A 20,443-nucleotide genomic window follows, 5' to 3' on the forward strand; every position below is an offset into this window, starting at 1 on the left:
AGCTGGAACACCCGTGCACACGGCCGGCACTCCCACGCGCCGTGCCCTTCCTCCGATGGCCGGAGGTCCTCATCCCCGCAGTACGGGCAATAAAGCGGTGCAGCGCGCTCGCTCATGTCAACGCCTCCTGATCAGCTCGGGTGGCCCACTGGGCGAATCGCTCGCCCTCGTTGCGCTCCTTCAGGTAGTTCTGGGTGACGCGCTCGACGTAGTCGGTGAGGTCGTCGGACGTCACCTTGTGGCCGCGCAGCTTGCGGCCGAAGCCGGCGTCCAGGCCGAGCCCGCCGCCGAGGTGCACCTGGTAGCCAGGGACCTGGTTGCCGTCGGCATCGAGGACTAGCTGGCCCTTGAGACCGATGTCAGCGACCTGGATCCGGGCGCAGGAGTTCGGGCAGCCGTTGACGTTCACCGTGATCGGTACGTCGAGGTCGGGAATCCGCTCCTCGAGTTCGTCGATCAGCTGGGCCGCGCGGGCCTTGGTCTCGACGATCGCGAGTTTGCAGAACTCGATCCCGGTGCAGGCCATCGTGTTCCGCCGCCAGGCCGACGGCCGCGCCTGGAAGCCGAGAGCCGCCAGCTCGGTGACGAGCGACTCGACCTTCGACTCCTCGACGTCGAGCACGATCAGCTTCTGCTGGGCGGTGGTCCGGATCCGGTCCGAGCCGTGCGCCGCGACGACGTCCGCGACCTTGGCGAGCTTCTCGCCGGACACGCGACCGACGACCGGCGCGACACCGACGAAGTACTTGCCGTCCTTCTGCTTGTGGACGCCGACGTGGTCACCCTGCACAGCGGGGATCTCCGGCGCCGGGCCGTCGATCAGCTTCCGCTTGAGGTACTTCTCCTCGAGCACCTCACGGAACTTCTCGATACCCCAGTCGGCGACGAGGAACTTGATCCGGGCGCGGGTCCGCAGCCGGCGGTAGCCGTAGTCGCGGTAGATGCTGCAGATACCCCACCAGGCCTCGTGCACCTCGTCGAGCGGAACCCAGGCGCCGAGACGCTGGGCGAGCATCGGGTTGGTCGACAGACCGCCGCCGACCCAGACGTCGAAACCCGGGCCGTGCTCGGGGTGCACGACGCCGACGAACGCGATGTCGTTCACCTCCGGTACGACGTCGTGCGACGGGTGCCCGGTCATCGCGGTCTTGAACTTCCGCGGCAGGTTCGAGAACTCCGTCGTACCGATGTATTTCTCGACGATGTCGTCGATGGCCGGCGTCGGGTCGATGATCTCGTCGGCCGCGATCCCGGCGACCGGGCTGGAGATGATCACCCGGGGCACGTCACCGCAGGCCTCGGTCGTGTAGAGGCCGACGGCCTCCAGCTTGTTCCAGATCGCGGGGATGTCCTCGACCCGGATCCAGTGCAGCTGGATGTTCTGCCGATCGGTGATGTCGGCGGTGTCGCGGGCGTAGGTCGTGGAGATCTCGGCGATCACGCGGAGCTGCTCGGTGGAGAGCTGGCCGCCCTCGATCCGGACCCGGAGCATGAAGTACTTGTCGTCCAGCTCTTCGGGCTCCAGGGTCGCCGTCTTACCGCCGTCGATCCCGGGCTTGCGCTGGGTGTAGAGGCCCCACCAGCGGAAGCGGCCGCGCAGGTCCGCCGGGTCGATCGAGTCGAACCCGCGGTGCGCGTAGACGTTCTCGATCCGGGCCCGGACGTTCAGGCCGTCGTCGTTCTTCTTGTTCTCTTCGTTCTTGTTCAGGGGTTCACGGTAGCCGAGCGCCCACTGACCCTCACCCTTGCCCTTACGGGGGCGGGCGGGCTTGCGGGTGGTACCGGCCTGCGGTGAGGAGACGCCAGTCATCCGGAACGGTGTCCTTGTCCTAGAGACAGGTGCGTCCGCGGGGGCCTAGCTCGAAGCGTCGTCGATTCGACCTGGTCTGCGCGGTGCGCACCCAGCTGATGTTTCGAGCGGGGTGGCTGTCAGAGCATCGAAGGACGACAGATGGCGCTGCGCATCCGCCCGAGGTCGACATGAATCCGACCTACGAGGTGAGTTGAGCGGGCAGCGAGCATGTCAACAAGAGTCAGCGTGAACGGCTGACAAATCAACTCCCAATCCTGCATCGCGAGACGCGATCTCACGATGTGGCTATCCCGACCAGTCTGGTGTGTTTTGATTCCCGCCTGAAACACGCTGAGCAATGAAGCTTGTACAAGATATCTTGTCTAATTACCATGGACTCATGTCGCCGAAAAAGACCCGTTCACCCGGAGCCTCCCGAGTGCAGGCCGTGGATCACCCGCTACGACGCCGGCTGCTGGACATCCTCGCAGTCGACGGACCGTCCACCGTGTCGGTGCTCGCTGCGCGGACAGGGGAGATGGTCGGGAACATCAGCCACCACCTGAAGGTGCTTGCCACCGCGGGGGTGATCGAGGAGGTCCCCGAGCTGGCCAAGGACCGGCGCGAACGGTGGTGGAAGAGCGCCTGGTCGTCGTACTCCTGGCGCGTTGGTGACGACGAGCCGGGCGCGGAGCTGATCGGCGGGGTGGCCGAGGAGAGCAACGTCACGTACCGCGCCGGCAAGATCCGCGACTGGGTCGCCAAGCGCCCGGAGTACGGCGCGGCGTGGGGCGAGGCGGAGCTGTCCATCGATGTCTGGTTGCGGCTCACGCCCGAGCGGCTGACCGAGCTGCGCGAGCGGATCCAGGAGGTCCTCGAGGAGTACGTCGACAACCCGTCGACCGAACCCGAGGCGGAACCGGTGTACGTCTTCGCCCAGGGGGTCCCGGCGCAGCCCTGACCTCTGTACATTTCCTCGGATCAACAGGAAACTTTCCTAACTGTTGATGGAGGAGGCTGTTGTGAAGGCGATACGCCGGGTGGGATCGGTTGTGGTGGCGGGCGGCTTGGTGCTGGGCTTGGTCGGCCCGGTCGAGGCCGCGACCGGGGGCGCGGTTCGGGTCAATCAGCTCGGGTACGGCGCCTTCGACGGAAAGTCGGCGTACGTGCTGAGCGAGGGCGCGGTGACCGGGAAGTCCTTCTCGGTCGTCGACAGCCGGGGTCGTCGGGTGCTGACCGGCAAGGTTGGCGCCGAGCTGGGGGAGTGGAACGCGAAGTACCAGCACGTCTCGCAGGTGGACCTGACCCGGCTGTGGGTGCCGGGGACCTATCGGGTCGAGGTGCCTGGGGTCGCGTCGTCGCCCGCGTTCGTCGTGCGGGCCGACGGGGATGCGCTGGCGACGTCGGCGAAGGACAAGGCGGTGAACTTCTTCACCGAGCAGCGGGACGGGGCGAACGTCGTACCGGGGTCTCTCGGGCGCAAGCCCGCACACCTGACGGATCGGGCGGCGCAGGTCTACGAAACGCCGACGTTCGTGAATCCGGACACCGATCAGACGGTGGGTGAGCTGCAGCGGGTTGCTGGTCCGGTTGATGTCGAGGGTGGCTGGTACGACGCGGGCGACTACCTCAAGTTCACGCACATCGCGGCGTACTCGGACTCGTTGCTGTGGGCATCGGCCCGGGACGCGCGGCGGCCGGATCGCAAGGTGACGAACGAGGCTCGCCACGGGCTGAAGTGGCTCGACAAGATGTGGGATGAGAAGTCGAAGACGCTCTACATCCAGGTCGGTGTCGGCACCGGCAACGCCGAGGGCACATTCATCGGTGACCACGACATCTGGCGGCTGCCCGAGGCGGACGACCACCTGACTTCACCTGCCGAACGTCACTTGCGCAACCGGCCGGTGTTCCGCGCGGCGGCCCCTGGGCAGCTGATCAGCCCGAACCTGGCCGGTCGCACGGCGGCCGCGTTTGCTTTGGCGGCACAGGTCGAGGCGCGGACCGACCGTCGCCTGGCGCGCAAGCACCTGGAGACGGCTGCGCAGATCTTCGCCCAGGCCAAGACCACTAATGTCGGTCAGCTGGTGACGTCGTTGCCGTTTGCGTTCTACCCCGAATCCGCCTGGCGCGACGACCTCGAGCTGGGTGCGGCTGAGCTGGCGTTGGCGGCTCACCGGCTGGGCGATCGCCGGGCCGCCGGTTGGGTGCGACAGGCGTCGTACTGGGCCGGCCAGTATCTGGAGCACGAGGCGGGCGGCGACACGCTCAACCTGTACGACGTGAGTGCGCTCGCGCACGCGGATCTCATCCGCGCGGCGCGATCCGACCGTGCACTGGTGGCCAAGCTGAGTGCTGACTTGCGGGCTCAGTTGGCGATCGGGACCACGCGCGCCGCTCAGGACCCGTTCCGGGCGGGCGCGCAGTACGACAATTTCGACGCCGTACCGCACACCTTTGGGTTGGCGGCGACTGCACGGCTGTATCGGCAGGTGACCGGCGACCGTCGGTACGACACCTTCGGTGCTCAGCAAATCGACTGGGCCTTCGGCGCCAACGCGTGGGGCGTGTCGTTCATGGTCGGCGTCGGCTCGAACGCCGGCCAGTGCCCGCATCACCAGATCGGCAACATCCTCGGCCGCCAGGTGGTCGGCGCCGTCGTCAACGGCCCGAACTCCGCCGACCTGTTCGAGGAAGGCCTCGGCGATCACCTCGACGGCATGAACGCCTGCCCGGCGAACGGCGTCGACCAGTACGCCGAGTTCACCGGCCGCGGCTCACGCTATGTCGACGACGTCCGCTCCTGGCAAGCCTCCGAACCCGCCGACGACTTCGCCGCCATCGCCGTCTACGCCCTCACCCGCTAACTTTGTTGGACCCGCGGTCGGCGGAGACTGAGCCTATGCAAGCCCAAACCCTGACCCTCCTCCGGCCGCGCTTCACCATCACCCACGTCACCGACGGCGTACCGGCTGTCCCTGCGGGCGACTGGTGGGCGATGTCCCGAACGCCCGCTGGTACGACGGTCATCTGTGAGACCGAGGGCGGAGCCGAGCCCTGGCGAGCCTTCTACAACAACGAACCGCACGCCCTGGACCAGCCAGGCATGCTCGCCGCGATCGTCCATCCCTTAGCCGCTGCCGGCCTCTCGGTCTGCGCGGCCTCCACCTATCAAGCCGACCTCGTCCTGGTAGCCGAAGCGGACCTCGACGCAGCCATCGCAACCCTCCAAGCCGCCGGCCACACCATCGTCGACTAGGTGCCGTCAGTGGACCTGGACCCACCAGGAAGGTGGGGGCAGGTTGGTGGTCTGTCTGCCGTCCGACGGACCAGACTCGCGGCATGCCGACTTCGCACTCTCGCAGAGCCTTCATGATGCTCGCTGCCGCTACCGGTCTGACGACTCTCGGTGTCTCAAGCACGGCGCGAGCCTCCGGTTCGCCAGACCTCACACCACTGCGGATCCGTACCCGCGCTGGGACCTTCGACGCCGTCGCCGCGGGTCCGCGGCACGGCCGAAAGGTGCTGTTACTGCACGGCTTTCCGGCGATCGGCCTCGACTGGGAGCACCAGTTGCTCGGGCTGGCCGCGGCCGGCTATCGGGCGGTAGCGCCCGACCAGCGCGGCTACTCGCCGGGCGTGCGGCCGACCAGCGTCGCGGACTACCACCTGGATCACCCGGTCGCGGACGTTCGTGCGATCGCCGACTCCCTGGGCTGGGGCCGGTTCGACCTGGTCGGACATGACTGGGGTGCCGCGGTCGCGTGGGTCGCTGCGGCGAAGCACTCCCGGCGCGTGCGGTCGCTGACGGCGGTATCCGTGCCGCATCTCGGTGCCTTTGCCGAGGCGCTGCGGACCGATCCGGTTCAGCAAGAGGCCTCCAAGTACATGAACTTCTTCCGGCAACCGGCTCCGATTCCCGAGAACGTCATTCTCGCCGGCGGGCCGCCCACGCTGCCCGCGAAGTACCTCGAGAGGTTCTCGCAGCCAGGTGCGCTGACCGCAGCGCTCAACTGGTACCGGGCCAACGACTTCACCGGCTACGAGCAGAAGATCACGATCCCGACGCTGTTCATCGCCAGCACGAAAGACCCGGCAGTCGCACCCTCGGGCGTCCACGCGACCAAGAACTGGGTCACCGGTCACTACCGCCTCGAGATCCTCGCCGGTATCGGCCACAACATTCCAACCGAAGCCGCCGAAGCCACCACCACCCTCCTCCTCGAACACCTCACCTCGGTGTGCTCATAACCGAAACAGTTAGGCTGCAGCGGTGCTGAGTGCGGGGGCGATTGCGGCTGGGGTTCGGGCGGGGGAGTTGTCGCCTCTCGCGGTGGTCGAGGAAGCAGTGGATGCGGCTCGGCGGTTGGATTCGGTGCTGCATTTCCTGGAAGAGTTGGATGCCGGTACGGCGTTGCGGCTGGCTCGGGAGGTGGATCCGGCGGGCCTGTTGGCGGGGGTGCCGTTTCTGGTGAAGGCTCGGACGCCGCCGGAGTCGCCGATTCTGGAGCGACTGTTGGCGGCCGGCGCGATTCCGATCGGGACGGCGACGCGGGCGCGGCCGGGACCTGGGTCGCAGACGTATGGGTGGAACGGGCGCGAGTACACGCGGAACCCTTGGGATGTGAAGCGGTCGCCGGGTGGGTCTACGGCCGGGGGAGCGGCGGCGGTTGCGGCGGGCGTCGTACCGCTGGCGACTGGTGGCGACAGTGGAGGGTCCCTCAGGATTCCGGCGTCGTTCTGCGGTTTGGTGGGGTTCAAAGGCACCTACGGCAGGGTCCCGCGAGCAGTCGGCCGAGGGCTCGGTGGGCTCACCACGGCCGGCGTGATCGGTGCGAACCTCGGTGACGTGATGCTCGCGACGAGTGTCGTGAGTGGACCGCATCGGCTGGATCCAACGGCGCTACCGCACTGGCCGGTGCCGATACTTGCCGAGGGCCCCTGGCGGGTGGCCTATCTGCCGACACTCAGCCAGTACGCCGCGGATCCGGCCGTTGACCAGCTGATTCGCAACCGCCTGTCGGTCGTCGACGTGATCGACGTACCGCTGAAGTTGCTGCCCACCGACGATGCCTGGCAGGTGCTATCCGCGCTGGATGCGGGACGAGGTGTCGCGGCTGCGGACGTGCAACGAGCACGCGCCGTACGGGATCACAACCACACCGCGCTGGCTGATCTGTTCAACGTCGTCGACGCGCTCGTCACCCCGACCACGCTGACTGTTGCCCACGGCTACGATCAGTACGACGAGAACATCATCGTCGGCGACCCGTGCTGGGCGTTCAACGTTACCGGCCACCCAGCCGTCAGCGTGCCGGTCGGACTGCTCGACGGACTCCCCGTCGGCGCGCAAGTGGTCACGCCGTACGGCGATGATGCGACCGCGCTCGCGGTGGCGAAGCGCCTGCTGGTCGAGCTGCCAAGGCCCGGAATCGTCGCCTAGCCTGGGTTTTTGGCTCGCCAGTCCTTCATCGTCTGCTCGAGATCACCGTGCACGAACGTGAAGAACTCGGCCGCCTCGGACAGCCGACGGCCGACGGTGGTGTCGGCGCCGAAGAGAGCCGCGCCGTACGCGCTGCTGGCCGCCCATTCGGTCAGGGCCTGATTGCGGCGTTCGAGAATCGCGGCGAATACATCCTCGCGAATCCGGTAGTGATCCTTGCGGGAACCCGGCATCCGCTCCCGGGAGATGAACGACATCTGGATCAGCTGCCGGACCGCGCCGGACACCGCAGGCTGGCTGATCTGCAACGTCTCGGCCAGCTCAGCCGCGGTCATCGTTCCGTTCGGGCTGACGAGCATCCGGCCCATCACCCGGGCCGACATCGTCGGCACCCCACTGTTGGCCATCACCCCGGCGAAGCGTTCGACGTACTGACTGACTTCATCCGGGGTGGGCGCCATGATTGAACCTTACATTAATCAGAAGTTTCTGATTGTTTGTCAGCTGAGCTCGAGACCCGGGTACAGCGGGTGCTTGTCGAGGATCTCCGCCGAGGCTGCGCGGGTCTTGTCGGCGACCCCGTCGGCCAGCACGTACTTGGCCTTCGAGGGTGCACCGGCCGCCGTCGTGGTGGGCGTGGTCGACGACAGTACGTCGACGATCAGCTCGGCCACGCGGTCGAACTCGTCAGCGCCGAACCCGCGCGTGGTCAGCGCCGGCGTACCGATCCGGACACCCGAGGTGTACCAGGCGCCGTTCGGGTCGCGGGGGACCGCGTTGCGGTTGGTGACGATGCCCGCGTCGAGCAGCGCCGACTCGGCCTGCCGGCCGGTGATGCCGTACGACGATACGTCCAGCAGGACCAGGTGGTTCTCGGTACCGTCGGTGACGAGCTTGACGCCGCGCTTCATCAGACCCTCGGCGAGGGTGACGGCGTTGTCGGCGACGGCCTGCGCGTAGGTCTGGAACTCCGGCTGGCGGGCCTCGGCCAGCGCGACCGCCTTGGCGGCCATCGTCTGGCTGAGCGGACCACCGAGCACCATCGGGCAGCCGCGGTCGACCGACTCGGCGTACTCGGGCTGGCACAGCACCATGCCGCCACGCGGGCCGCGCAGCGACTTGTGCGTGGTCGTCGTGGTGACGTGCGCGTGCGGTACCGGGTCGAAATCGCCGGTGAAGACCTTGCCCGCGACCAGACCGGCGAAGTGCGCCATGTCGACCATCAGGGTTGCGCCGACCTCGTCGGCGATCTCACGCATCTTGGCGAAGTTCACCTTGCGCGGGTACGCCGAGTAGCCCGCGATCAGGATGAGCGGCTTGAACTCACGGGCCTTGCGCGCGACCTCGTCGTAGTCCAGCAGGCCGGTCTCCGGGTCGGTGCCGTAGGAGTGCTGGTTGAACATCTTGCCGGAGATGTTCGGGCGGAAGCCGTGGGTCAGGTGACCGCCGGCGTCCAGCGACATGCCGAGCATCTTCTGGTCGCCGAGCGCCTTGCGGAGCTTGTCCCAGTCCTCGTCGGACAGGTCGTTGACGTGCTTCGCACCGACCTCGGCCAGCGCCGGGGACTCGATCCGCTGCGCCAGGATCGCCCAGAAGGCGACCAGGTTGGCGTCGATCCCGGAATGCGGCTGAACGTAGGCGTGCGGCGCGCCGAACAGCTCACGCGCGTGGTCGGCCGCGGTCTGCTCGACGGTGTCGACGTTCTGGCAACCGGCGTAGAAGCGGTGCCCGACGGTGCCCTCGGCGTACTTGTCCGAGAGCCAGTTACCCATCGTCAGCAGAGTGGCGGGGGAGGCGTAGTTCTCACTCGCGATCAGCTTCAGCGAGGAGCGCTGGTCGGCCAGCTCGGCCTTGATCGCACCGGCGATCGTCGGCTCGACGGAGGCGATCACCTCGAGCGCGTTGCGGTAGGCGGCCGATGCCTTGGCAGCGTCGAAGGGTTGAGTCATCGTTGTCTCCTGCAGGTTGCAGTGGTTCGAGGCACCCAGGCGCACGGTGCCAACGCTTTTCGCTCCCCGGTGGTACTCCACCTCAGCGCGCCAGTCGCGACCAGCTCACCCTATCGTGCGCTCGACGATCTCCCGGAAGGGTGTCGTGCGTGGCAACGTCCCGAACACGCCACCCCAGTCCCCAGCCAGCCGCGACGCCACAAACGCGTCCGCCACCGCCGGCGTCGAGTACCGCACCAGCAACGACCCCTGCAGACACAAAGCCATCCGAGCCGCCAACCTGCGCGCCCCCGCCTCGGCCCCCTCAACATCCGCCAACGCCTGCAGTACGTCGTTCACCGCCGCATCCAGCCGGCTGTCGGCCCCCTGTGCCGCCCCCACCTCCACCAGCCAAGCCTCCAACGACTCCGGCCGCCGAAGCGCCCGCAGTACATCCAGCGCATTCACATTCCCCGACCCCTCCCAGATCGAGTTCAAAGGCGACTCCCGGAAGAGCAGCGGCAACCCCGACTCCTCCACAAACCCGTTCCCGCCCAAACACTCCAACGCCTCCGCCACCACAAACGAAGTCCGCTTACAAACCCAAAACTTCGCCAGAGGCAGCCCGATCCTTCGGAAGGCGGTCGCCTGCTGGTCGCCGCCAACCGAAGAGTCGACCGCCGCGGCGAGCCGCATCGAGAGAGCGGTTGCTGCCTCGCTCTCTAGGGCTAGGTCGGCTAGGACGTTGAGCATGGCGGGTTTGTCGGACAGGAGGCTGCCGAAGGCAGAGCGGTGGTGGGTGTGCCAGGTGGCTTCGACGAGGGCTCGGCGTTGGAGGGCGGCGGAGCCTAGGACGCAGTCGAGGCGGGTGGCGGCGACCATTTCGATGATGGTGCGGACGCCGGCGCCTTCGTCGCCCAGGCGGTAGCCGACGGTGCTGTGGAATTCGACTTCGCTGGAGGCGTTCGAGCGGTTGCCGAGTTTGTCCTTTAGGCGTTGCAGCGCGAACGTGTTCCGGTTGCCGTCAGCAAGCACCCGGGGGACGACGAAACAGCTCAGCCCGTCCGGCGCCTGAGCCAGCACGAGGAACACATCGACCTGCGGCGCCGAACAGAACCACTTGTGCCCGTCGAGCAGGTACTCACCGTCTCCACCAGCAGGAATCGCGGTCGTCAGGTTGGCCCGCACATCGGAACCACCCTGCTTCTCGGTCATCCCCATCCCGGCCAGCGCGCCGCGCTTGGCTGCCCCGGGCAACCGTCGTACGTCGTACTCGGTCGAAGCCAGTCGCGGAATCCACTCGGCCGCGAGCCGCTCGTCCGCCCGCAGCGCAGGGACCGCGGCGTACGTCATCGAGATCGGGCAGCCGTGCCCCGGCTCGACCTGCGACCAGACGTAGAACCCCGCCGCGCGCGTCAGATGCGGCGCGGGCCCGGAACTCGTCCACGGCGCGGCCTGCAGTCCGAAGCCGACGGCCTTCTCCATCAGCCAGTGCCACGACGGGTGGAAGTCGACCTCGTCGACCCGGTTCCCGTAGCGGTCGTGGGTGCGCAGAACCGGTGGATTCTGGTTCGCCGGGAGCGCGTGAGAGAGCGCTTCCTCCGATCCCGCCACCGCTCCGATCCGGACCAGGCCGGGGTCCGCCGCCAGGTCGCCGTACGGCCGCAAAGCGTCACCGAGGGCAGCGTCGGAGGTGAAGAAGTTCACCCCCTGCAGTGGGGGAGCCTGATTCGTTACCGCGAAAGGGTCCGCCATATCAGTACGGTAAGCGGTATGGCACGTTCAGGGGCAGGGCCCGCGAGTGGGAGCTCGGTCTCCTTGGCATGGGTCCGCAAGATCCCCTCGACGATCTGGAAGCTGCTCACCCAGACGGTCGGCGAGTGTCTGCGCTACCGCGTCACCGGCCTGGCCGCCGAGGGAGCGTTCTTCGCGATCCTCTCGCTGCCGCCGCTGATCTTCGGGCTGGCCGGCAGCCTCGGTTACATCGCGGACCGCTGGCTGAACGTCGTCCAGATCGCGCAGATCAAGCTCGAGATCGCGGAGCTCGCCGCGAGAGCGCTCACCGACGACTCCGTGAACAGCGTCATCGTGCCGACTCTGGACAAGGTCCTGAACGGCGGCCGTCCGGACGTCATCTCGATCGGTTTCGTGCTGGCCTTGTGGTCGGGCAGCCGCGCGCTGAACGTCTTCGTCGACACCATCACGATCATGTACGGGATGGGCGGCAAGCGTGGCATCGTCCGGACCCGCGCGCTCTCCTTCAGTCTGTACAGCATCGCCCTGGTGATCGGCGTCATCGTGCTCCCGCTGGTGCTGGCCGGGCCTGAGGCGGTGGACCAGCTCCTCCCACCCCGCCTCGACTTCCTGAACCAGCTGTACTGGCCTGTCGTCACGATCCTCTCCGCAGGCTTCTTGAACACGCTGTACCACGTGTCCGTGCCGGTCCGGACGCCGTGGGTCTCCGACCTGCCCGGCGCGTTCCTCGCGCTGTCGATCTGGATCCTGGGCAGCTTCGTGCTCCGCTGGATCCTGCAGAGCACCGTCGGCGGTACGTCGATCTACGGTCCGCTCGCTGCGCCGATCGCCGTACTGATGTGGCTGTACATGACCACGATCGCCGTACTGATCGGCGCGGCGCTGAACGCGGTCGTGAACCGGCTCTGGCCGGCCAAGACCCGCGAGCCCGCGCTGCCGAAGTTGGCCGATGACGACGACGAGGTCGAGGTCGAGCCGGTGATGAAGGCCGAGCCGGATCCGCATCACCACGACGAGCCCGATCACGCGGTGCCGGTACCGGACCAGCAGCGGCCCGAGTTCGAGCGGCCGGAGCTGGCGGTCGCGCGCCGGATCGAGCGGCTCTCCGAACGCGAGCCGGCGAAGACACCGGCCGTCGATGCCGAGCCCGAGCCGCCGAAGCCCAAGCCCGAGACCGCGCCCAAGGCGGAGGCGGCGCCCAAGGCGGAGGCGGTACCGGAGCCCGCGCCGGCCGAAAATCCGGTGCGCACGACGAATCGGACGACATAGGCTGGTCGCGTCGCGATCACCGGTCCTCGATCAGGACCCGCAGGAACTGGAAGGGAGGCGTCCCCACCATGAGCCACTTATCGGCCTGTCGCCGGGCCGTTGTCTCCCGTTCTGTCCGTCCGCTGAGCTGACCTCGCGGCCGGACCTTCCGAAAGGTTCGTCATGTCCGTGACACTGCAGGCTCTGGGACTCGACAGTTCCACGGCCGCCTTCTTCGAATCCGTCCCGGCCGAGCTGGTGCCGGGGCGAGTCGCCCGGGTCGACAAGGGCCTGGCGACAGTTCTCACCGAGGACGGACCGGTCCGCGCCTCGTGGTCCGGTGGGCTCCTCGGCGCGATCGCCGGTGATGCCCACGCCGCACCCTGCACAGGGGACTGGGCGGTGCTCCGCCATTGGCCGGACGACCGCATCACCGTCGAGTCGCTGGCACCACGCCGTACGGCGATCGTCCGCGCCGAAGTCAGCGGTACGTCGAAAGGCCAGCTGCTGGCCGCGAATGTCGACGTGATCGCGATCGTCGTCGGACTCCATCCCGAGCCGAACATCGGCCGGATAGAGCGCTTTCTCACGCTGGCCTGGGAGAGCGGTGCCCGGCCGGTCGTCGTACTGACGAAGGCCGACCTGGTCGGTGATGCCGACGCCGTGGCCGAGGACGTCGCGGCGGCCGCGCCCGGGGCCGACGTACTGGTGTGTAGTACCGCGACCGGTGCCGGTATGGATTCCGTCCGCGAGCTGGTGGCGGGGGATGCGACGCTGGCGCTGCTCGGGTCGAGTGGCGCGGGCAAGTCGTCGCTGGTGAACGCGCTGGCCGGTGTGGAGCTGCTGGATGTCCAGGAGATCCGCGAGGACGGCAAGGGCCGGCACACCTCGGTACGGCGGGAGCTCGTCGTACTGCCGGCTGGTGGCGTGGTGATCGACACGCCGGGGCTGCGGGGGATCGGTCTGCAGGAGTCGGGTGAGGGGCTGGCGGCCGCGTTCCCGGATGTGACTGCGCTGGCTGAGAACTGCCGGTTCAAGGACTGCTCGCACGATGGCGAACCGGGGTGCGCGGTGAAGGCGGCACTCGAGGACGGGACGCTGCCGTACCGGCGCTACGAGAGCTGGGTCCAGCTGCGCAAGGAGGCGGCGTACATGGCGCGGCGCTCGGATGCGCGGGCGCGGCAGTTGGCGAAGAAGGAGTGGGTGCGGGCGAGCAAGTCCTACCGCCGGGACATCAAGCCGCGTTAGGTCCTGACATGATCTCCGTATGGATCGTGCCGTTCTGATCACCGGTGCCTCACGCGGCATCGGTGCCGCCACCGCCCACGCCTTCGCCGCCGATGGCGACCGGGTCGCCGTCCACTACAGCTCCTCCCGCGAGTCCGCCTCGAAGGTGTTAGCCGCTCTACCAGGCAGTGGGCATGTCATGGTCCACGCCGACCTGGCCGATCCGGACGCCGTACAGACGATGGTCGACGAGGCCGCGGCCGGGTTGGGGCGCATCGACGTACTGGTCAACAACGCCGGCGTCTACCACCCGCACCGGATCCGCGAAACGACGTACGAGGAATGGCAGCAGGCCTGGACCGACACCCTCGCCGTCAACCTGATCGGCCCCGCGAACGCCACCTGGTGCGCAGTCCGCCACATGCCCCGCGGCGGCCGCATCATCAACGTTTCTTCACGAGGCGCCTTCCGCGGCGAACCCAACCAACCCGCGTACGGCGCCTCGAAGGCAGCCATAGTTTCCTTCACCCAGTCCCTAGCCAGAGCCCTAGGCCCCGAAGGCATAGCCGTCACCGCCATCGCCCCCGGCTGGACCACCACCGACATGGCCGCCGAAAACCTAGCCGGCGAAGGCGTCAACCGCCGAAGCCAAGAAAGCCCCCTAGACCGAGTAGCCGCCCCCACCGAAGTAGCCGCCGCCATCTTGTACTTGGCCAGCCCCGCCGCCGAATTCGCCACCGGCACCATCCTCGACTTCAACGGCGCCTCCCACCTAAGGATGTAGCAACGCAACCCCAGCGCGGAACCGGGTGAGCGCTCACCAGCCCCAGCCGCCGATGCGAAGCGAGGCGACAGGGGGTGCGGGTGGCGAAGCCCCCGCCCGCGGCAAGCGAGGCGCAGCCGCACAAACGACGAAGGCGACCCGGTCCCCGCTTTCCGGGGACACAGGTCGCCTATCGACTTCGTGGACGATACTGGGATCGAACCAGTGACCTCTTCCGTGTCAGGGAAGCGCGCTACCGCTGCGCCAATCGTCCGTCAAAGAACCTGAAGTTCTTCGAGGTGGAGACGGGATTCGAACCCGTGTACACGGCTTTGCAGGCCGTTGCCTCGCCTCTCGGCCACTCCACCGTGCAGAGTGAGGCCCCTAGGACCATCTCCGAGCGGACGACCGGGCTCGAACCGGCGACCTTAACCTTGGCAAGGTTACGCTCTACCAACTGAGCTACGTCCGCACTACGTCCGGTTTGGTGTTCTCCGGCGTGAGCAGAACAGTAGCGCACTTTTTGGCTGCGCCAAAACCGGATTCTCACGCCTGAAAACCACCTCATCCGTCACACAAGCACCACCCTTTCTGTCCACTCAACACGCCGTCGAAACCCCTGCTTTTCATCACTGCGCTACGAGTCTCGGAGACGCAGCAGCAGCCCGCCGACCACGAGAGCCAGGCCGGCCCAGACCGCCGTCACGCCGAGACCGCCTGTCATCGGTGCGAGCTTCTCGAGCCGGCGTTGCCAGTCTGGATCACTGATGGTCTGGGAGATGATCGGGACGATGTAGAGCAGGCCGAGAACGCCCCCGATGCTGGCGGCGGAGTCGCGCGCGGCGGTGGCGACACCGAGGCTCAGCAAGCCGATCAGGACTAGGTAGACAACCGCTCCACCGATCGCGCGCAGCGTGGCGAGCGAGAGCGCCTGGTTCCCGGGTGGCGGCAGAACCAGTCGCCCGGCGACGTACGAGCCGATGACGGCAACCGTCGCGGCGAGCGCCACCACTCCGCTGAGGATCACGGCCTTGGCCACGAAGAGCGTCGTACGGCGAGGAATCGCAGTGAGGCTGGTACGAACCATCCCAGAGCCGTACTCGCCGCTGATGACCAGCACAGCGAGTACGGCGACCAGCGCCTGCCCGAGGTAGATGCCGCTGACGGTGAGCCTCGTGGTGTCGCCGCCACAGCCAGCCGCGGTGCAACTCACCACAGAGGTCGCAACTGCGCTCAGGGCCACGGTCACCGCGACCGTTCCGACCAGGAGCCACAGCGGGCCGGCGACAGTTCGCAGCTTGGTCCATTCACCGTGCAGCGCGAGCCTCATGCGTCCCTCCGATGGAGAAGCACAGCGGCCACTGCCAGGCTGACCGCGGCGTATCCGGCCAGTACGGCGACGCCAGCCCAAGGCGCCAGCGGGTAGTACCCGTAGTAGGGCGTGTAGTTGCTGGCGACCTGGTCGTACGGAACGAGCGTCTGCTGAACCGCGAAGGCTGCTCCCGGTGTGACCGTGGCGACCACCTTCGACACAGCAGCCGGTACGAAGGGGATGGCGATCAAGAGGTAGGGGAGCACGATGGCCACGACGACCGTGGTGACCGCGGCCGCGCTGTGCCGGACGATGGCGCCGACCGACACCGCCAGGACCGCCGCGGTCGCGAGCAAGGCTGCGGTCCCGAGCTCCACTCGCAGCTCGGTCGAGAACGACACCGGAAAGATGTAGACGCCGTTGACCCGGGCGAGCCGCTCGCCGAGTGGTGCCGCGAGAACCGCCCCGGCGAACCCGGCCACGAAGGTAACCACCCACACCACGATCGCCTTGGACACCAGGACCCTGCTCCGCCGTGGACTCGCGGCCAGGGTGAGGTGGATCATCGCGCTCCGGTACTCGTCGGTGACGAACAGCGCACCCACGACGATCACTGCAATCAGCGCCGCGAACGTCCCGGTCAGCAGGTCTCGAAGATGGCCGCCCGTTGGCAGGCTGTCGCGCACAGCCGGGGCTATGTCACCGGCACCAGTGACCGTGAACTGCGCATCGGTACTCATGAACGAGCCTGCGGCGTTCGCGGGATAGCCGGCGAACGTCGGGGACTCAGCTCCCACCTGATCACCCGCCCAGGAGCCGCCGGCCCAGCCTCCCCGAACGCGGAGATTCCCGAAGGTCGCTGTGGACACGGTCCCGGCTGTCCCCCCGCCTCCTACAGCCGGCGGCGAGGCGACGAACAGCCCCACCTGTGCGCTGGACCCGGCCAGCTGCGCAGTGCCCACCTCGCTCCAGTTCGTGCCGTCACTGGAGGCATATCCGGTGATCACGTCACCAGAACGGTCCAGCCGCAGCCACTGTGGAGACGCCGCGGAGCCAGGGCCGGCAGTGTCGTTGACATAGCTGTCCTGCATTCGCACGCCATGCTCGCCGGTCAACATGATCGCGACGTACGGCGATCCCGGCTCGGTGCCTGCCTTGACGATGAGACCGGCTTTCGCCCATGGCACGCTGCCGGGCCGCAATGTCTCCGGCCCCTCCGGGACACTGCTCTCGAGCGCGGCGACGGAAACGGTGATGCTGCCATCGCCGGTGATCGGCTGGTGCACGAAGTAGAAGCTGTCGGTGACCGGCCCGCCGTACGGTCCGATCGGAACGGGCAGTGCACCCTTCTGGTCGCTGCTGAGACCGGCGAGCAGGGCGAACATCACCATCATCAGTGCGGCCGCGACCATGCCGGTCACCCAGCCCCGGACCGTGCGGAACTTGGTCCATTCTGCGTGCAGCAACTGGCGGAAGGAGATCACTGCGGTACCTCGGCACGGAACTCGACCGCACTGCGCGTGAGCTCGAGATAGGCCTGTTCGAGCGTCGCGCGATGTGCCGACACTTCGGAAAAGGGCACCCTGCTGTCGTTCAGCAGCGTGACGATGTGATTCGAGGCGATGCCGGTAGCCGTGACGGTGTCGTGGCTCGCGGCGGCGACAACAGCGCCGGCGCCGGACAGTACGGCGGTCGCTGCCGCCGTGGCGGTGGTCCGTACGGCGACGCGGTTCCTGGACGCGGTTGCGATGAGGTCGGCCACGCTGCTATCGGCGAGGACCTTGCCGCGCCCGACCGCCACCAGATGATCGGCGGTGTCCTGCAACTCGCTCATCAGATGGCTGGACACCAAGACACTGCGGCCCTGAGCACCCAGCGAGCGCAGGAATCCACGCATCCAGACGATGCCCTCGGGGTCCATGCCGTTGAAGGGCTCGTCGAGCATGATGATCGGCGGATCACCCAGCAGGGCCGCCGCAATCCCGAGCCGCTGCCGCATGCCGAGTGAGTAGCCCCCCGTCTTGCGCCTGGCCGCCGGGGTCAGGCCGACTTGCTCGATGACCTCATCCACCCGCCGTACTGGCAATCCCTGTGAATGTGCGAGCCACAGCAGGTGGTTGCGGGCGCTCCGCGCAGGGTGCAGCGCCGCTGCGTCCAGCAGGGAACCGGCATGGGTCAGTGGGTGCCGCAGGCTGCGGTAGGGCCGGCCGTCGATCAGCGCGGTGCCCTCATCGACGGCGTCGAGGCCGAGGATGACCCGCATGGTGGTGGACTTCCCGGCGCCGTTCGGCCCGACGAAGCCGGTCACCAGCCCGGAGCGGACTGCGAACGACATACCGTCGAGTGCCTGCGTCCCGCCGTACCGCTTCCGCAGCCCGGCCACGACGATTCCTGGGGCGCTCATCGCGGCGAGTTCATGGTTCGGAATGGATTCATGCCGACGGTTCTACGTGGCGTCCGGTTTCAGCACGGTCGCATTCGCTGCGACCCGGCTGCGACCTGGGATCTGACATCGTGAAGCCATGGCATCTCGACCGCTTGGCCGGTTCCGCTGCACTGCCCGTACGACGGCCTGCGGTGAGCGGCGATGAGGGTATTGGTCGTCGAGGACTTCGAGGTCCTGGCCCGTTCCATCGGAACCGGGTTGCGCCGCGAGGGCATGGCCGTCGACGTCGTACTGGACGGAACTGCCGCCCTCGACCGCCTGACCGGCACCCGGTACGACGTGGTGGTCCTCGACCGCGATCTGCCCGGTGTCCCCGGAGACGAGATCTGCCGGCAACTCGCCCGGGGGCGCTCCGAGACCCGGATCCTGATGCTCACCGCCTCCGGCACGATCGAGGATCGCGTGGACGGGCTCGGACTCGGTGCCGATGACTACCTACCCAAACCGTTCGCGTTCGCCGAACTGGTCGCCCGCATCCGCGCGCTGGCTCGCCGTACCGGCCCGCCGCTCCCGCCCACGCTGGCCTGGGGCGACCTCACGCTCGACCCAGCCCGCCGTACCGCCTCTCGGGCCGGCCGGCGGCTCGAGTTGAGTGCCAAGGAGTTCGCACTCCTGGAATGTCTGCTCGCCGCACCCGGCCTGGTGATCTCCGCCGAGGACCTGCTCGAACGCGTCTGGGACGAGGCCGCGGACCCCTTCAGCAGCGCGGTCAAGCACACCATGCACCGCCTGCGAGCCAAGCTCGGCGATCCGCCGGTGATCCGGACCATCCGCGAAGGCGGCTACTGCATCGGACCGTCATGACGTCGCCGCGGCGCGGCCGGAAGTCCCTGCAGAAACGCCTCGCGCTCGCCTACGCAACTGGTATCTACGCCGCCGGAGTCGTGGTGCTCGCGTCCGTCGTCGTCCCGCTCGCCGGGGTCCAGTCAGTGACACCCGAGGGCCAAGCCTCGTCGGGCGCCATCACCGGAACCGGCAGCGGAATCACCCTGCCGCAGCTCTTGGTGGGATCGGCCGCCGCCCTGATCGTTCTGATCCCGGTGGCCTTCGCTCTCGGCTGGATCGTCGCCGGCCGCTTCCTGCGTCCGCTGCGGTCCATCACTGCCGCTGCCCAAGTCATCTCCACCGGCGACCTCCACCGACGCCTCGACCTCGGCGAACCCACCGACGAGCTGACAGAACTCGGCCAAACCCTCGACGAGTTGTTCGCCCGCTTGGAGGCCGCCTTCGACGCGCAACGCCACTTCGTCGCCAACGCCTCCCACGAGCTACGTACGCCGCTCGCCGGCCTACGCACCCTGCTAGAAGTCGCCCTATCCGACCCCGATGCCACCACAGACTCCCTGCGCTCCACCTGCCAAGAAGCTCTAGCCCTAGGCCAGCAGCAGGAACGCATCGTCGAGGCACTACTAGTCCTAGCCACCAGCGAGCGCGGACTCTCCCGCCAAGACCCCGTCGACCTAGCACAGGTCACCGAACGAGTCCTAGCCACCCGCCACCACCAAGCAACCGCCAAAGGCATCGACCTAGCCGCAAACCTCTCGCCCGCCCCCACCGCCGGCGACCCCCACCTGATCGAAAGCCTCATCGCCAACCTCGTCGACAACGCCATCCACCACAACCACCCCAACGGCCAAATAACCATCACCACCCAAACCGCCGCCGCCCACACCACCTTCACCATCACCAACACCGGCCCAGTCATCCCCGACGAAGACCTCAACCGCCTCTTCCGCCCCTTCCAAAAACACCCCACCAACCGTCAAAACCACCCCGACGGCCACGGCCTAGGCCTAGCCATAGTCAACGCCGTCGCGGCCGCCCACCACGCACCCCTGACAACCACCACTCACCCCGAAGGCGGCCTAACCATCACCGCCCACTTCATCCCCACCACCATGCCTACCGACTCATCCACGCCCCGTGAAACCGTACCGACATGACCGCAACAGCCCCCCGCCCCCTAGCCACCCGCAAACAAGACACCCTCGACCGCCTAGAACACGACATCGACGCCTGGGTAGCCACCGCCTCCCCAGAAGGCACGCCGTACCTAATGCCCCTCTCCTTCCTCTGGAACGGCACCCACCTCTACCTAGCCACCGCCACCACCAACCCCACCGCCAAAAACCTCCACCTGAACCCGCTCCTCCAACTAACCCTCGGCACCCTCCGAGACGTAGTCCACATCACCGCCACCACCGACCCCACCCAACCAACCCCCACCGAAGCCCAAGCCTTCGCCACCAAAGCAGGCTTCGACCCCCGCCCCCTCCCCAACTACCCCTTCATCCGCGCAACCCCCACCAAAATCCAAGCCTGGCAAGAAGCCAACGAACTAAAAGAAAGAACCCTCATGACGAACGGCACTTGGCTGATCTAACCGACCGCCGGCCCTGGGAAGCGCACATCAGCCATCGCCGGAACCGTGCAAACGCGCCCCAGCCCCAGCGCCGAACCGGGGGAGCGCGCCGCAACCGTCGCCGCCGACGCGAAGCGAGGCGCAGGGGGTGTGGGTGGCGAAGCCCC

18 protein-coding genes, 3 tRNA genes and 1 riboswitch are annotated in these 20,443 nt (G+C 67.6%); of the genes, 11 read left to right on the forward strand and 10 right to left on the reverse strand.

All coding sequences use genetic code 11. The features are described 5' to 3' along the window. Positions 1–112 precede the first annotated feature (112 nt). On the reverse strand, positions 113–1,810 hold the full coding sequence (locus ACFTSF_RS07880) for a nitrite/sulfite reductase (RefSeq protein WP_344146952.1): 1,698 nt from the start codon (positions 1,808–1,810) through the stop codon (positions 113–115). Between the two features lie 382 nt (positions 1,811–2,192). Between ACFTSF_RS07880 and ACFTSF_RS07885 the strand changes: the two genes are divergently transcribed. The 5 genes from ACFTSF_RS07885 (at position 2,193) to ACFTSF_RS07905 (ending at position 7,235) form a co-directional block, all read left to right on the forward strand. Then, the gene (locus ACFTSF_RS07885) at positions 2,193–2,753 is read left to right on the forward strand and encodes a winged helix-turn-helix domain-containing protein (RefSeq protein ID WP_380153138.1); all 561 of its coding nucleotides are present in this window, start codon (positions 2,193–2,195) and stop codon (positions 2,751–2,753) included. 61 nt (positions 2,754–2,814) lie between these two features. Then, positions 2,815–4,659 (forward strand): glycoside hydrolase family 9 protein, encoded by a 1,845-nt coding sequence (locus tag ACFTSF_RS07890; RefSeq protein WP_380153139.1) that lies wholly within the window; start codon positions 2,815–2,817, stop codon positions 4,657–4,659. 35 nt (positions 4,660–4,694) lie between these two features. Next, complete coding sequence (locus tag ACFTSF_RS07895) at positions 4,695–5,051, forward strand: ACT domain-containing protein (protein ID WP_380153140.1); 357 nt, start codon at positions 4,695–4,697, stop codon at positions 5,049–5,051. An 83-nt stretch (positions 5,052–5,134) separates the two neighbouring features. Further along, the gene (locus ACFTSF_RS07900) at positions 5,135–6,043 is read left to right on the forward strand and encodes an alpha/beta fold hydrolase (protein WP_380153141.1); all 909 of its coding nucleotides are present in this window, start codon (positions 5,135–5,137) and stop codon (positions 6,041–6,043) included. Between the two features lie 22 nt (positions 6,044–6,065). Beyond that, entirely contained in the window at positions 6,066–7,235 is a 1,170-nt protein-coding gene (locus ACFTSF_RS07905; RefSeq protein WP_380153142.1) for an amidase, read from the forward strand. Here ACFTSF_RS07905 and ACFTSF_RS07910 read toward each other — a convergent pair. From ACFTSF_RS07910 to ACFTSF_RS07920, 3 genes are all read right to left on the reverse strand, one after another. Continuing rightward, the gene (locus ACFTSF_RS07910) at positions 7,232–7,696 is read right to left on the reverse strand and encodes a MarR family transcriptional regulator (protein ID WP_344146966.1); all 465 of its coding nucleotides are present in this window, start codon (positions 7,694–7,696) and stop codon (positions 7,232–7,234) included. The two genes, ACFTSF_RS07905 and ACFTSF_RS07910, sit on opposite strands and share 4 nt — an antisense overlap. Positions 7,697–7,735: 39 nt before the next feature. Next, entirely contained in the window at positions 7,736–9,184 is a 1,449-nt protein-coding gene (locus ACFTSF_RS07915; RefSeq protein WP_380153143.1) for a glycine hydroxymethyltransferase, read from the reverse strand. Between the two features lie 26 nt (positions 9,185–9,210). Further along, positions 9,211–9,292: riboswitch (ZMP/ZTP riboswitch) on the reverse strand. Beyond that, the gene (locus tag ACFTSF_RS07920) at positions 9,290–10,918 is read right to left on the reverse strand and encodes an acyl-CoA dehydrogenase family protein (protein WP_380153144.1); all 1,629 of its coding nucleotides are present in this window, start codon (positions 10,916–10,918) and stop codon (positions 9,290–9,292) included. (Overlaps the previous riboswitch by 3 nt.) Positions 10,919–10,936: 18 nt before the next feature. Here ACFTSF_RS07920 and ACFTSF_RS07925 point away from each other — a divergent pair, with 18 nt between their 5' ends. From ACFTSF_RS07925 to ACFTSF_RS07935, 3 genes are all read left to right on the forward strand, one after another. After that, positions 10,937–12,187: a YihY/virulence factor BrkB family protein gene (locus ACFTSF_RS07925; RefSeq protein ID WP_380153145.1), complete on the forward strand. Its 1,251-nt coding sequence runs from the start codon at positions 10,937–10,939 to the stop codon at positions 12,185–12,187. 162 nt (positions 12,188–12,349) lie between these two features. Next, positions 12,350–13,414, forward strand: a complete 1,065-nt coding sequence (gene rsgA, locus ACFTSF_RS07930) for a ribosome small subunit-dependent GTPase A (protein ID WP_380153146.1) — start codon at positions 12,350–12,352, stop codon at positions 13,412–13,414. 19 nt (positions 13,415–13,433) lie between these two features. Then, entirely contained in the window at positions 13,434–14,177 is a 744-nt protein-coding gene (locus tag ACFTSF_RS07935; protein ID WP_380153147.1) for an SDR family NAD(P)-dependent oxidoreductase, read from the forward strand. 181 nt (positions 14,178–14,358) lie between these two features. Here the strand turns inward: ACFTSF_RS07935 and ACFTSF_RS07940 are convergent. The 6 genes from ACFTSF_RS07940 to ACFTSF_RS07965 form a co-directional block, all read right to left on the reverse strand. Next, positions 14,359–14,430: transfer RNA gene (locus ACFTSF_RS07940), tRNA-Val, on the reverse strand. Positions 14,431–14,453: 23 nt separating this feature from the next. Continuing rightward, positions 14,454–14,524: transfer RNA gene (locus tag ACFTSF_RS07945), tRNA-Cys, on the reverse strand. Between the two features lie 31 nt (positions 14,525–14,555). After that, positions 14,556–14,628 (reverse strand) — tRNA-Gly (locus ACFTSF_RS07950). A gap of 165 nt (positions 14,629–14,793) precedes the next feature. Then, a complete protein-coding gene (locus tag ACFTSF_RS07955; protein WP_380153148.1) occupies positions 14,794–15,486 on the reverse strand; it encodes an ABC transporter permease in 693 nt (230 codons plus the stop codon). Continuing rightward, positions 15,483–16,952 (reverse strand): ABC transporter permease subunit, encoded by a 1,470-nt coding sequence (locus tag ACFTSF_RS07960; protein WP_380153149.1) that lies wholly within the window; start codon positions 16,950–16,952, stop codon positions 15,483–15,485. The genes ACFTSF_RS07955 and ACFTSF_RS07960 overlap by 4 nt, the downstream gene beginning before the upstream one ends. After that, positions 16,949–17,872, reverse strand: coding sequence for an ABC transporter ATP-binding protein (locus tag ACFTSF_RS07965; RefSeq protein WP_380153150.1), 924 nt, complete (start codon positions 17,870–17,872; stop codon positions 16,949–16,951). The genes ACFTSF_RS07960 and ACFTSF_RS07965 overlap by 4 nt, the downstream gene beginning before the upstream one ends. A gap of 183 nt (positions 17,873–18,055) precedes the next feature. On the opposite strand from ACFTSF_RS07965, the gene ACFTSF_RS07970 reads away from it, so the two are divergent. From ACFTSF_RS07970 to ACFTSF_RS07980, 3 genes are read left to right on the forward strand one after another with little or no spacing between them, the layout of a single operon-like run. After that, complete coding sequence (locus tag ACFTSF_RS07970; RefSeq protein ID WP_380153151.1) at positions 18,056–18,718, forward strand: response regulator transcription factor; 663 nt, start codon at positions 18,056–18,058, stop codon at positions 18,716–18,718. Continuing rightward, a complete protein-coding gene (locus ACFTSF_RS07975) occupies positions 18,715–19,857 on the forward strand; it encodes a sensor histidine kinase (RefSeq protein WP_380153152.1) in 1,143 nt (380 codons plus the stop codon). Before ACFTSF_RS07970 ends, ACFTSF_RS07975 begins: the two co-directional genes overlap by 4 nt. After that, positions 19,854–20,297, forward strand: a complete 444-nt coding sequence (locus ACFTSF_RS07980) for a pyridoxamine 5'-phosphate oxidase family protein (RefSeq protein WP_380153153.1) — start codon at positions 19,854–19,856, stop codon at positions 20,295–20,297. The genes ACFTSF_RS07975 and ACFTSF_RS07980 overlap by 4 nt, the downstream gene beginning before the upstream one ends. The last annotated feature ends 146 nt before the right edge of the window (positions 20,298–20,443 follow it).

The sequence above is a fragment of the Kribbella sp. NPDC056951 genome (assembly GCF_042674205.1).
GTDB lineage: Bacteria > Actinomycetota > Actinomycetes > Propionibacteriales > Kribbellaceae > Kribbella > Kribbella yunnanensis.

Bases quoted from the DNA above. Each gene is read 5' to 3' on its own strand.
- ACFTSF_RS07900 (WP_380153141.1), top strand. From the start codon at position 5,135: ATGCCGACTTCGCACTCTCGCAGAGCCTTCATGATGCTCGCTGCCGCT.
- ACFTSF_RS07935 (WP_380153147.1), top strand. From the start codon at position 13,434: ATGGATCGTGCCGTTCTGATCACCGGTGCCTCACGCGGCATCGGTGCC.
- rsgA (WP_380153146.1), top strand. From the start codon at position 12,350: ATGTCCGTGACACTGCAGGCTCTGGGACTCGACAGTTCCACGGCCGCC.
- ACFTSF_RS07885 (WP_380153138.1), top strand. From the start codon at position 2,193: ATGTCGCCGAAAAAGACCCGTTCACCCGGAGCCTCCCGAGTGCAGGCC.
- ACFTSF_RS07920 (WP_380153144.1), bottom strand. From the start codon at position 10,918: ATGGCGGACCCTTTCGCGGTAACGAATCAGGCTCCCCCACTGCAGGGG.
- ACFTSF_RS07910 (WP_344146966.1), bottom strand. From the start codon at position 7,696: ATGGCGCCCACCCCGGATGAAGTCAGTCAGTACGTCGAACGCTTCGCC.
- ACFTSF_RS07965 (WP_380153150.1), bottom strand. From the start codon at position 17,872: ATGAGCGCCCCAGGAATCGTCGTGGCCGGGCTGCGGAAGCGGTACGGC.
- ACFTSF_RS07970 (WP_380153151.1), top strand. From the start codon at position 18,056: ATGAGGGTATTGGTCGTCGAGGACTTCGAGGTCCTGGCCCGTTCCATC.
- ACFTSF_RS07915 (WP_380153143.1), bottom strand. From the start codon at position 9,184: ATGACTCAACCCTTCGACGCTGCCAAGGCATCGGCCGCCTACCGCAAC.
- ACFTSF_RS07925 (WP_380153145.1), top strand. From the start codon at position 10,937: ATGGCACGTTCAGGGGCAGGGCCCGCGAGTGGGAGCTCGGTCTCCTTG.
- ACFTSF_RS07880 (WP_344146952.1), bottom strand. From the start codon at position 1,810: ATGACTGGCGTCTCCTCACCGCAGGCCGGTACCACCCGCAAGCCCGCC.
- ACFTSF_RS07895 (WP_380153140.1), top strand. From the start codon at position 4,695: ATGCAAGCCCAAACCCTGACCCTCCTCCGGCCGCGCTTCACCATCACC.
- ACFTSF_RS07975 (WP_380153152.1), top strand. From the start codon at position 18,715: ATGACGTCGCCGCGGCGCGGCCGGAAGTCCCTGCAGAAACGCCTCGCG.
- ACFTSF_RS07955 (WP_380153148.1), bottom strand. From the start codon at position 15,486: ATGAGGCTCGCGCTGCACGGTGAATGGACCAAGCTGCGAACTGTCGCC.
- ACFTSF_RS07980 (WP_380153153.1), top strand. From the start codon at position 19,854: ATGACCGCAACAGCCCCCCGCCCCCTAGCCACCCGCAAACAAGACACC.